Source organism: Actinosynnema sp. NPDC091369 (assembly GCF_044757065.1).
Lineage (GTDB): Bacteria > Actinomycetota > Actinomycetes > Mycobacteriales > Pseudonocardiaceae > Actinosynnema.
The window spans coordinates 1-11,640 of sequence record NZ_JBIVUG010000028.1 but is presented as its reverse complement, the minus strand read 5'-3'; the positions used below and the strand labels follow the sequence as shown (position 1 = coordinate 11,640).

Below are 11,640 nucleotides of genomic sequence, written 5' to 3'. Positions count from 1 at the left end.
CCACCGTTGTGCTCCGGCGTAGTCGACGTGCGCAGGGAGGAGGACCGGGGAGTCAGGACCGAACGCCGGCACCGTCCACCCCCTGGCAGAGCTCCAAGAAGCCGACAATTCCCTCGGCCACCGAGCGGCCTGGATTGTCGGGCACGTCCGGCATGGTTCCGCGGCGGGCCATGGCCGCGTCACCCACGGCGATGAGGAGCCTCCGCTGCCTGCTCATCGCCACGCACATGCGGCTGTCACTCAGGAGGTGTCCGTAGCGGCGGACGGCCTCCGCGTGGTCGCCGGAATCCCGAGCTGGCTCACTGCTGCGGGTCACAGAGAGCAGCACGACGTCGAACTCCATCCCCTGGAAGGCGTCGACCGTGCCCACGCTGAGCCTGGGGCGGGGGCGACCACCCGAGGTGAAGGCCATCGAAGAGACGGGCTGGAACTGGTCTTGGTCGTCTTTCCACCCGAGGCCGACGTTGATGAGCTGTTCCTCGATTTCCACCTGCTGGGCCTTGTAGAACGTGATGACACCGAACGTCATCCTCCGTTCGCTGTCCAACGCGGCGAGGTCGCGCAGCTCGGCAGCGAGGCGAATCGCCTCCACTTGGCGGGCACGGCTGGTGCCCACGCGCGTCTCACCGCCACTGCTGTTCGGCACATCGATCCAGGCCGCGACCTTGCCCGCGTAATCGCCGAGGCGGTGCGTCAGCTCAGCGGTTGACGGGTGGGAGGAGATCACGTCCGGTCCCCCGTAGAAGGTCCGGCTGACGAACCGCCCGAGCGCCTCATGCATGCGGAACTGCATGTCGAGTCGAATGGTCCGAATAGCCGGGCGCTCGGCCGAGAAGGTGTCGAACCACCGCTCGAACAGGCTCTTCGTCAGTGCGGAGCCACCGAGGCCGCGGTTTCGTTGGAGTTCTCGTTCGACTTTCTGCTCCAGGGCGTGGGGGAGCTGTTTGTGATCACCGACGAGGATGATCCGCTTGCGCGCGCAGGAGAGCGGGATCATGAGGTCCAGCGGGTTGGCCCTTGCGGCCTCGTCCACGATCACCGTGTCGAACACCGGCAGCGGTGCGTCGAGGATCCGACTCATCTCGTCTGACTTGGCCTGCTGCACGGTGGCGGCCAGCACGGCGTTGTACCGCGTGAGGGTGTCCTCCACCAGACCGAGGTCCTGCTGGAGCGCCTCCCGGTAGGCATGGAGGACGTCGTCGACGCCATCGCCGGATTCGGCGTGCGCCTCGTCCACGGCGTCTGCGACGTCCTGCAGGAGCGAATCGACATCGGGGTCGTAGGTCGGAGTACGGCCGATCATGAGTCCGGATCGCAACCGGTCCAGGAGCTCCCCTCGGAGTGCCGCCAGGTCCGAGAGCAATCCCGGCTCGGCGCGGGTAGCCGTGGCCGCCGAGTGCAACACGTCACGCCCAGGAGCGTCGAGCAGGCCGAACCGGTCCAGTGCTCGAAGTGCGAACTCCGCCCGGTCGGGGCCGTCGTCGTCGAACGCCACCCCGGTGACGCGCAGCGACCGGATCACCCCCGCCGCTTCGAGGCGCTCGGCCTCGGGTAGCGCTGCGGTGAACCGCGACCGAGCGACCACCTCGGCCCGCATCCTGTCCAGCCTGCTCAGCAGGGTCGGTGACAGGACGTCCTTGGCGGCGTCCCGCACCGCTCGAAGCAGATCAACGAGGTCGGCGTCGTTCGTCGGCTGGGTGTGATAAGCGGACGTCATGCGCCGCACCCGAACCGCGGTGTCTCGCGCGATGACCTCTGGTCGGTGCTCGGCCAGGTAGGAGTCGACCTCGACGAGGATCTCATCGCGCCACTCGCGCACGTTCGCAAGGTTGACGTCGCGCCACGGACTCACCCTGGTCGGTGGCAGACCGTGGTGTCGAGCGCGTCCCGACACGTTGTCGACGGCGGTGTGCTGAAAACTGCTGATCAGCGTGCGGTTCATGGGGAGCGTGCGATCACCGAACCGGTCGAGGCAGGCCAGGAGTGCGGTGATGAACTGGGTTTTCCCGGTGCCGGGCGGTCCTTGGACCAACAGGATGTCGGGGGTCTCCACTGCCATTCGCAGCGCGTCCAGCTGGGTGCGCGTCGGCTCGTTGTCGCCGAACACCGCCCTAACCGCGGCGTTGAGAACCCGCTTCGCGTCCTTGAACTCGCGCGGCGAACGGGGGATGGGCGCGCCTTCGAGTAGGAGTCGCAACTCCGGCATCTCGGCGTGGTTGTTCTCAATCCGTTCCCGGGCCTCGTCACGCCGGGCGAGCCGGGTCCGATCACCGGTCAGCGACTTGTAGAGGTATCCGCTCGGATCCGGAATCCGGTCTTCATCGATCGCCAGGAACACTGTCCGATCGGACACGCCGACCTCCGCGACCGTGCCGTGCACCGCATGCACCCGTCCGCCCCTGCCGCCCGCGAACTCTGCGGGGAGCAATCCGGAACTCTCCAGCTCGATCTTGGACGTGGTCTGGGCCAGCCCTGCGAGGAATGCCTCGCTCTGGCTCCCCTCGATGAGGTCGAAACGCCACCGCCCGGCCGTGTGGACGGTGCAGCTGCGGTACCTGGCCCACCCGAGCATCCTGGCCTCGTCGAGCAGAGACTCCCGCTCGATCTCGTTGTAGTCGTTCCACAGCTCCAGGTAGGACTGCCCACTCGGATCGAGCCCGGCGAGCGCGGCACGGATAGCCTCGGAAGCGATGGCGCCGGACGTCCGGTCGACGAACTCCACGTCGACGGTGCTGATCCGCGGCCAGCGGACATCGGACCTGTTCGCCGCGTCCGTCATGCGTACGATGCGTAGTCGGTCATCCCGCACGACGACGTCGGCGACCCAACGCCGTCCGTGCATCCGGAAGCCCGAGGCGAGGCTCACCCCGTCGGTTCCGCCCGGACCGCTGGTGTGCACGACCCTCTGCAGGCCGCCGTTCTCCAGAGGGGGGAGTGTGAACTCGCTGACGAGCCAGTTCGCCACCTCCTGGAAGTCGGTGGTGTAGGAGCGGGCCGCTGTCCTGGCTTGTTCGGCAACCGCGTCCTCGATCGATATCACCAGCCTGCCGGGGACTTGTGCTTCGGCGAAGGCGTGGCACTGAAGACCGACCACCCTCGATCGCGTCACGTGGGTGATCCACGTGACGACAACCCGACCCGATGTCCTGAAGAGGTCGACCACGTCGCTGTCGGCCTCGACCGGCGTCGGGGGCTGGTGTGGGGATTCCACGACCAGCCCGCCGTTCACAACCGACACGGTTACTTCCCGGGGCACCTGCCTGTTGCTAGCGATGTCCGAGAACAACTTCGGCATGGGGCGGTTTCCGGCGAGGCGGACCTCGACCAACCGCGATTCCCCGATGGTTAGCTGCTCAGCCAGCACTCCTGCCCCCGATCGAAGCGGGGCTGATGTGCAGAATGCGGTGCGGTTGGTGCTCGCTGCCGAAGTGCAGGCTCCAAGGTGCGCGGGCGTTGTCTTTTGCTTTCGCACCGGGGAAGAACTGCATCCCGTTGCCGCCTTTGGGGGGCACGCGTCGGATCACCGTCGTGCCCAGGTTGCGCATGTGGATGGTCTCGCCACCGTCCCACCTCATGGCGAGCACCGGTCGGTCGGCCTGACTCGGCGCGAGGTGGGTCGTCCGCTCTCTGATAAAGAGCTCCACACCTTGTTGAAGGACGGTCGTCCGCTCCTTCCTGGCCAGCACGACAGATGGGAACTCGCCCAATCTGGGGAGGCGTTCGTCTACCGTCACCACCAGCACAGCAGGACGTGCCCCTCCGCACCACGGGCAGGTCGGCGAGGCCACGAAGTATGTCTGGGGGCATGCCTCGCACCGCACGGTGCGTGCGACGGCAGTCCACAGGGCATCGGCCCACTCGCCCGCAGAGGGACGTGCACGTGGATCTGTCATCCCGGCTTCGAAGGTGCGGGCGAACAGTTCGCGCAACCCAGTAGTGGTGACCTCCAGCGCCGGGAAGCCGGAAGTGGTTCTGTTGCGGTCGTCGGAGCTGTGGTCGACCCACGGGATGCGGCCGTATTGGGCATCGTCCTCGTACTCAAATGGTCCATCCAGCACGTAGTCGCCGTACAAGGGGTGATTTGTCGTGAGGGTCTCGTACGCGATGACGGCGAATGAGTGCATGTCCGATGAAGCTGTGTTTCCGCTGTGGCGCCGCAGCAGTTCCGGAGCGGTGTAGTCGGGGGTGGCCAGCGGCTTTTCGGCGATGTTGCTCTCGGTTTGCAGGTTGTCCGCGTCGATCAACCACACCTCGTTGAAGTCGGTTTTGGTGGAGATCAGGATGTTGCCGGGAGATACATCGCCGTAAACGATGCCACGTTCGTGCAACGTGCTAAGGATCTCGGCGCAGCGAGCCAGCAGGATCAGGCGACGGAGCAGTCCGCCCTGGTCGGCGTACCACTCCTTAATGTTTTGATCGGGGGCGTTGCAGATGGTTCTCCAGGCAACCATGTCGTGGAGGAGTTCCATGACGTAGCCGTAGTGGGGTGCCGCGAGCGGTTCCAGGGGACGGCAGATCGGCACGTCCTCCAAGGGGAGCCACCTGAGCCGGTCCAGTTTGCGAGCTACGTCTTCGGTGGACTCCTCGGACGTGTGCGCGAGGATTTTCACCGCGAGCTGGTCGTTGTCGGTGCGGAACACAATGCCCTCGCCGCCCTGGCCAAGGGGTGTGTCGGTCACGAGCCTCAGGTTGTGACCGCTGCGACCGCGGACTTCAGAGGGCCACTTGAACGCGGAGTCAGTGTTGGAGGCCGACATGGTCAGGCCAAGTCCTCCAGCTGGACGGCCCGCTGCCCGGTCCTCTCGTGCAGTTGCCCGGTCACGGTCGCCGTGACCCAACGGAAGTTGGAGGCGATCTCGTGGGCACGCTCGGTGGTCATCACCGGCTTCCCCGGCGTGCTGAAGGACTCCAGTACGCGCTGAGCCTCGCTGGTGCGGTCCACTCCGATGCCGACTGACAACCTGAGCGCGGATCGTCCGTTCCTGCTCTCGAGGAGAACCGCGAGCGGCTCCTCCCAGTCGTCAGTAGGTGCTCCGTCGGACACGAGGACCAGAGTCGCTGGAAAAGCGCGCACAGGCACCTGCTCCGAGTCTTCCAGCATGCTCGTGGCCAACTGCAAAGCATGCCCCAGAGGAGTGCGCCCGCCCGCCACCATGTCCGTCCAATCCAGCTGGCCAGCCGGTGTCATCGCTTGGTGGAGTACGGCGTTCTCACCGCCGAACGTGATGACGGCGGCACAGATCTGGCCACGAACGGAATCTTCAGCCGCAAAAGTGCGGAACATCATCGCGATGCTGCTGTTGAGCTGCGCTATCTTCTCGCCCTGCATGCTGCCGCTGACGTCGGCCAGCACGATGACGGGCATCGGTCTCGGTGCCCGTCGGGTGCTGCCCGACAAGCGTGGTGAAGACGCACCGCTCACCGGATCGGTTCCGCTCGGCGAGTTGTCCACCCTTGTTCCCCTCTGAATCGGTTGTTCGACTTCTGTGTGGTCAAAGCCGTCCAGCTTGCAACCTGTTGTGCTCGGTTGTCAAGACATGGGCAGGCTTCAGTCTTGCGGTTCTACTCTGCGTAGAACCGACTAGACTGTTCAGGGCATCTGGTGCGGATCGAGTGGTGGTATGGTACGACAAGCTCGATTCCTTGTTGTGTCGAACCTGCGAGTCCTTCCGGTCCGGCAATGTGAGTGTTGTTCTTATTGGGGGTGTGCAAAATTCCGGCCGTCGACCTTGGAATTGAGTCCGATTATTGGGCGAGGTCATAGGCGGTAATTTCCCAGTTGGTCTAGGTGGCGTGATTCCTGGGCTGATATGGCTCCAGTCTACGCGTGTGGTGTGACAAATCGGTGAGCGGAGTTGTCGGAGGTCAATGGCAACCTGGGGCTGTGTACAGCTACTTGGACCCGGGACCGCCTCCTCCTGCGACAAGTCCAGCCACGGCCAAGGTGATGCGGCGCATGAAGAGGTCGGGAACGAAGCCGGAGTTGGCGCTGCGCAGTGCGCTTCATCGCCGGGGACTGCGCTTCGTCGTGGACCGCGCACCGCCTGGAACGGACCGTCGCAGGCGTGTCGACATCCTGCTGCGCGGTGCCCGCATTGCACTGTTCGTCGATGGTTGCTTCTGGCACTCCTGCCCGGTGCACGGCCAACTCCCGCGGGCCAACCGCACGTGGTGGCGGCTGAAGCTGCGGGGCGTTGTGTTGCGCGACCGCGACACGGACGCCCAGTTGACCAAGGCCGGGTGGTTGGTGGTCAGGGTGTGGGAGCACGAAGACCCCGCGGAGGCGGCGGAGCGCGTGCTCGGGCTCGTCGCAACGCGCACCGCACGGTCAGCAGGTGATCCGACTCGCCCTGGTGATTGACCTACCGCCTCGCGCCCAGCGGGAGCGAGGCGGAGATGGGAATGAGATCAGTTCGCCGCCTGTTGACCCCTGACTCGTTGGTGGACTGCTGTTGAGGCCGCTCACCGGGACCAGCGGTCGCATTGCCCATCCACCCCACCCAGGCGGGGAATCGCGTGGTCGGTGGTCCACGGGCACGGTGAGGCGGGTGGATGTTCAACGCCTCGAAGTCCTGTTCCTCGCTCACGTGGACGCTCGTGAGCACGCCATCGCCTGTGCGGTGTGGAGTGCGCTCAACCCGGCGAAGCCCGCTGGCAGCGGTGCGTGCCGTCTGGCGAGAGCATCAGCGACATGATTGGTGTTCGGCGAGGACGTGCAGGACCGCTCTTGAGTTCGTGATCGGTACTCGATCCTGGTGATCAGCTCGCTGAGCGGCACGGGGGACATCTCTCGCCGCGTGCATCACCCCGGGCCCGCTCTGGTGAGCACGGGCGGCGTTCGGGAATGGGATCAGCTCGCTGGTCTTCTCGCCCTTTTGCACGGTCATGCTCATACAGTCCCCTTGCGCAGGACGTCGCGGACCTCGCGGGCCGTGTCGGTGCCGCACCCCAGCGCCTCCCGGAGTCGGGTCGCGGACGGGTCGGCGGGCAACCGGCCAGCGGCGATCAACCGCCGGGCCCGGTCCACCAGTAGGGCCACCCGGTCGTCGGTAGCCCTGTGGTTCGCCACCGCCGTGTCGGGGACGTTGTGCCTGTACTCCGCGCCGGTAGGGGCGGCGGTAGGGCTTACCGCCAGGCCGTGGTCCAGGGCCGCGAACACCGACCAGATCACCGGCAGCACCGCCACCGCGCCGACCGCGACCAGCGGGCCGATGGCGTGGGCGAGGAGCTGCATCGGGTCGAACCGCGCCCACGGCACCGACACCCACGGCAGGTACGGCCACACGTTCAGCGTGAGCGTCACCGCGAGCGCCCCGTACTCGACCGCGGTCAGGTGCCGGTGCCGCAGCGTCCGGCCGCGGGTCGCCAGGAACGCCCGCGCGCCGACGATCACCAGCAGCACCGCAGAGATCACCGGCTCCACCGCCCACGCGCCCCACCACGCCGCGCCCCGCTCGGTCATCGACCGGGTCAGGGTGTGGTGCACGCCCGTGGTGGACCAGCCCAGCGCGCCGACCAGGGCCACGACGGTGAGCACCAGGCGCACCCGCGCCGCCTGCCAGGCGCGGGCCGCCGGGTCCTGGGCCAGCGCGTGCAGTCGGGTGGCCTCGGCGGCGCGTTTGCGGCTGCGGCGCACCCGGTCGGTGTCGAGCAGCAGCGGTGCGGCGTCGGCCTGCAACTCCAGCAGCGCGTGCGCCTCGTCCACCTCGGCGCGCAACTCCCGGACCCGCCTGGTGGCCGGCGGCACGACGACCGGAGCCGGGTCCGGCACGGCCGGGGCCAGCCCGGCGACGTACCTCTCCACCTCGGCCACGGCGCGCTGCACATCCTCGTCGCTCGGCTCGGGGAAGGGGATGAGGGTGCTCATCACCGCACCCCGCAGTTCCCGCCGGGGCAGTCCACGATGCGCCAGGTGCGGCGCGCGGCGGCGCTGCGGCCGGACAACAGGTTGGTCGCGCCCCTCAGCCGCTCTGCGGCCTCCCGGTTCTCCAGACAGTGCGCGGGGGAGGTCCAGCCGCCGGGGTGCGCCAGGGTGGCTGGCTCGGTGTAGGTGAGGTGCACGCGGCTCATCGGGCACCCCCGCTTCGCTGCGGCGCGCAGCGCGGACATGGCGTTGAGCGTGTGCGGTCCTCGTCCAGCCACACCACGCGAGCAGAGACCGGGTCGGAATCGCGAGCATCGCAGTGGCCACACACCGGCCGCACCGCCGAGCGCCCATCGGGCGCGCTCGGCGTAGGACGGTTTCTTGGACGGTTAAAGGACGGTTTGGGCGTCGTGGTGACGCCCCTGCTGGTCTCTGGTGACGCCCCCAGACGCTTCTGCTGACGCCCCCTGCTGGTCAGTGGGGCGTCGTCCTGACGCCCCTGGTCCGAGGCTGTGGACAACTTCGCGGACAGGACGAGGTCGTAGACCTGTGGCCGTGCGTTGGCCTCCGGGATCTTGGCGTCGCGCACGCGCGTGTTGCCCGAGCGGATCAGGCCCAGCTCCTCCAGGGAGCGCAGCGAACGTTGGATGGTCCGCCTGGACAGTCGGGTGTAGCGCATCATCCGCTCGACCGAAGGGAAGGCGTCACGGCCGTCAGGACCGGCGTGGTTGGCGAGTGCGATCAGCGTGATCGCCAGCGTCGAGGCGTCCTTGCGGTCGGTGGGGATGGGGGCGTGGTTGAGTGCCCAGTCGATGGCCTCGATGCTCACCAGGCACCGCCTGCGGTGCGGGCGCGGTAGAGGATGCTAGTGACGGTGCCGACCACCGAGGTTTCCCAGTCGGCCAGCCACTCGATGACGCGTCGGTCGTGCTCGCCCAGTTGGACGCCGTCGAGCGGCTCAAGGAGCGCGGCGACGCGGTCGGCGTGCCGACGAGCGAGCCATTCGTCGGCGGGCTCGCCGGGCTGCTGGTCGCCGATGGGTACAGGACCGTCCATATTGAACGGTGGACGGATGCGGCACGGCGGACGCCGGAGTGGCGCGAGGGACGCTGGATTGGGCGCGTTGAAGGGGGTGGTGCTCATCGTGAACAGGACCTCTGGTGCTCGGGTCCCGTCTCACAGGCGTCTCACGAACCTGTTAGACGGGGCCGGAATGGAGGCCCTGACCTGGACTGCCGCCGGACTCGACCAGTCGCAACGGACCTGAACGAACCACTGTGGACACCCCTTGTCCCGCTGGGAGTCAAGGGGTCGCAGGTTCAAATCCTGTCGTCCCAACGGTCTGAAGAAGCCCGCTCGATCTGGATGATTGCCCAGGTCAGCGGGCTTTTTCGTGCGCTGGTGTCGATCTTCATTTGGTCACGAACCGGTAACTTTGTGATTTTGGTGAACGCTGTTTAGGAGCGAAATCAGGAGCGGCCCGCTCCAGATCTTTGACCAACGCCAAATGGGGTCGTCCCGAATGGGTGAATCCGGCCAACCGACGCTAAACATCACCCGTTGGCGTGAACCGGCGTCAACCTGCGCCGACCGCTCCGAGCCGGCCCTGACCTGCCGGTACCAATGACTGCGCTGCGTGAACCGACGCATCCTTGCGCGGATCGCGGGCTGTCGCTGCGCTTTGGGGACGGGGGCTGGCGCGGCCACGTGACGTCACCTATGGACTGCCGACTGTGGGACGCCGTGACCGGACCCCCGCTCGCGAGGGTAAGACACAGCAGGACAAGCGCGGCAATCGGCCGGGCCAGGGGCCGCCCCTGCTCGCGCGAGGAAGACAGGCGCGCCTTCGGCGACGACGCCGCTCGAGCAGGACCACCCCGCTCGCGCGGGAAGACTTCGATCCGGATTTGGTACGTGGGCTGGGGCTGGGACCACCCCCGCTCGGGCGAGGAAGACGCGTACGCGTCGCGCTGAGGCTTCGCCACCAGGGAATCACCCAGCTGGCGCGGGAAGACATCGCACCACACGACGTCCGCCGCTACGTCCCGGGACCACCCCGCGCGCGCGGGGAAGACGTCCGACGGCGCGGGCGGGCGGAACGGCATCCCGGACCCCCGCTCGCGCGGGGAAGGCGACCCGGGCCACGTGTCCGGGTGGACGCTGCGGGGACCACCCCCGCTCGCGCGGGGAAGATAACGGGCCTTTCAACGTCATCGACACGATCGTGGGGCCACCCCCCGCTCGCGCGGGGAAGATCGCCCCGCCCCGAGGGGCGTGGACCCCCACCGGGGACCACCCCCGCTCGCGCGGGGAAGATACCCGGCGGGACATCGTCTCGGACGTCACCGGCGGACCACCCCGGCTCGCGCGGGGAAGATGGTGCCAGCAGCACCCCGCCGACGATGACCGTGGGACCACCCCCGCTCGCGCGGGGAAGATCACCTGGAGGATCTGCTGTTCCAAGTCGACCGGGGGACCACCCCGCTCGCGCGGGGAAGATCAGACTGGACGGGTTCAGTTCAAGGTGAGCAGGGGGCCACCCCCGCTCGCGCGGGGAAGATCACCCGGTTCAGCGTCCTGGGTTCGGCCGTGAGGGACCACCCCCGCTCGCGCGGGGAAGATTCGGTCGATGGTGACGCGGCTGAGGCCGGTGAGGGACCACCCCCGCTCGCGCGGGGAAGATCGGGGCATCGACACCGCCGCCTACTGGGCGGGAGGACCACCCCCGCTCGCGCGGGGAAGATGTCGGCCCGCCCGTGAGCCGCCAGCGACCCTGGGGACCACCCCCGCTCGCGCGGGGAAGATGTCGGCCCGCCCGTGAGCCGCCAGCGACCCTGGGGACCACCCCCGCTCGCGCGGGGAAGATGAGCGCGGCGTCGTCGCCGAGGCCACCGGCCCGGGACCACCCCCGCTCGCGCGGGGAAGATCGGAGCCTTGAACCCCTCCTGATTGGTCAGGACGGACCACCCCCGCTCGCGCGGGGAAGATACTTCCTGGCCAGGCACGTTACGGAGCCCGAGTCGATTCTGGCATCGGTTTGCTCGGGAAGCGCATGGAAGACCAGGTAGCTCAGAAGTGAGCATTCCTCGCGTCAGGGCTCGCGGTGGTCTTGGTGGGCGGCTCCGGACGCGTTGTCCGGCGGTGAGGGATGCCGGGTGGTGCTGGAGTCAGCGTTTGCCGTAGCGGCGTCGGCGGGCTGCTGTGCTCCAGTTCTTGCCGTCGGGTGCGGGGGTGGTGTCGTCGGGTTGTGGGTCGGCGGGGCGGAGCATGAGTTGGATGCCGTCGTAGTCGACGGGGTGCCAGGTGTGGTGGTGGACCTTGGAGTCGAGTCCTTGTTCGTTGTCGGCGTGGTGGACCATGATGGCGCGTCCGGTGCGGACCATGTCGACGACCCGTGCCCACATGAGGTCGCGGACGCGTTTGCTGACTTTGCCGACGAAGACGCCGGGGGAGATTTCGAGGAGCCAGCGGGTGAGGTCGCCGCGGAGTCCGGCGGGGCAGGCGGCGACGATGACGGTCACAGGTCGTCGTTCTGGTCGTGGTAGCGGCGTGTCTCGGAGGGTTGACCCGGTAATCGGTCCTGTGGCCTGATCGGTCAGGCTGGTCCCGCATGTCGAGTGCGGGAGGTGGTTGTGGCTCGTCGACCAAGCGTGTTCGTCAGGCCCTTGTCGATGGAGGAACGCCGGAAGATCCAACGGATCACCAGGACCGCGAAGGATCCCGTACGGCTGCGGCGGGCGATCGTGGTGCTGATGTCCGGCCAGGGCCAGGCGGTC

9 protein-coding genes and 1 CRISPR repeat array are annotated in these 11,640 nt (G+C 67.6%); of the genes, 1 reads left to right on the top strand and 8 read right to left on the bottom strand.

The features are described 5' to 3' along the window. Window positions 1-52: 52 nt before the first annotated feature. From ACIQMJ_RS40500 to ACIQMJ_RS40490, 3 genes are all read right to left on the bottom strand, one after another. On the bottom strand, window positions 53-3,364 hold the full coding sequence (locus ACIQMJ_RS40500; protein ID WP_499766326.1) for a DEAD/DEAH box helicase: 3,312 nt from the start codon (window positions 3,362-3,364) through the stop codon (window positions 53-55). Further along, window positions 3,354-4,679 (bottom strand): protein kinase domain-containing protein, encoded by a 1,326-nt coding sequence (locus ACIQMJ_RS40495; protein ID WP_499766325.1) that lies wholly within the window; start codon window positions 4,677-4,679, stop codon window positions 3,354-3,356. The genes ACIQMJ_RS40500 and ACIQMJ_RS40495 overlap by 11 nt, the downstream gene beginning before the upstream one ends. An 80-nt stretch (window positions 4,680-4,759) precedes the next feature. Further along, window positions 4,760-5,365, bottom strand: coding sequence for a vWA domain-containing protein (locus ACIQMJ_RS40490; protein WP_499766324.1), 606 nt, complete (start codon window positions 5,363-5,365; stop codon window positions 4,760-4,762). Window positions 5,366-5,947: 582 nt separating this feature from the next. Here ACIQMJ_RS40490 and ACIQMJ_RS40485 point away from each other — a divergent pair. Continuing rightward, on the top strand, window positions 5,948-6,361 hold the full coding sequence (locus tag ACIQMJ_RS40485; RefSeq protein WP_499766323.1) for a very short patch repair endonuclease: 414 nt from the start codon (window positions 5,948-5,950) through the stop codon (window positions 6,359-6,361). 528 nt (window positions 6,362-6,889) lie between these two features. On the opposite strand, the gene ACIQMJ_RS40480 is transcribed toward ACIQMJ_RS40485, so the two are convergent. The 5 genes from ACIQMJ_RS40480 to cas2e all read right to left on the bottom strand — a co-directional run bounded on the left by ACIQMJ_RS40480 (window position 6,890) and on the right by cas2e (window position 11,385). After that, window positions 6,890-7,867: a hypothetical protein gene (locus ACIQMJ_RS40480; RefSeq protein WP_499766322.1), complete on the bottom strand. Its 978-nt coding sequence runs from the start codon at window positions 7,865-7,867 to the stop codon at window positions 6,890-6,892. Then, window positions 7,867-8,070: a hypothetical protein gene (locus tag ACIQMJ_RS40475; protein ID WP_499766321.1), complete on the bottom strand. Its 204-nt coding sequence runs from the start codon at window positions 8,068-8,070 to the stop codon at window positions 7,867-7,869. The genes ACIQMJ_RS40480 and ACIQMJ_RS40475 overlap by 1 nt, the downstream gene beginning before the upstream one ends. Continuing rightward, window positions 8,067-8,693 (bottom strand): helix-turn-helix domain-containing protein, encoded by a 627-nt coding sequence (locus ACIQMJ_RS40470; protein WP_499766320.1) that lies wholly within the window; start codon window positions 8,691-8,693, stop codon window positions 8,067-8,069. Before ACIQMJ_RS40470 ends, ACIQMJ_RS40475 begins: the two co-directional genes overlap by 4 nt. After that, entirely contained in the window at window positions 8,690-9,007 is a 318-nt protein-coding gene (locus tag ACIQMJ_RS40465; protein WP_499766319.1) for a hypothetical protein, read from the bottom strand. The genes ACIQMJ_RS40470 and ACIQMJ_RS40465 overlap by 4 nt, the downstream gene beginning before the upstream one ends. A gap of 1,023 nt (window positions 9,008-10,030) precedes the next feature. After that, window positions 10,031-10,852: a CRISPR direct-repeat array (repeat unit 28 nt; unit sequence GGACCACCCCCGCTCGCGCGGGGAAGAT). A 179-nt stretch (window positions 10,853-11,031) separates the two neighbouring features. Further along, a complete protein-coding gene (cas2e, locus tag ACIQMJ_RS40460; protein WP_499766318.1) occupies window positions 11,032-11,385 on the bottom strand; it encodes a type I-E CRISPR-associated endoribonuclease Cas2e in 354 nt (117 codons plus the stop codon). Window positions 11,386-11,640 lie beyond the last annotated feature (255 nt).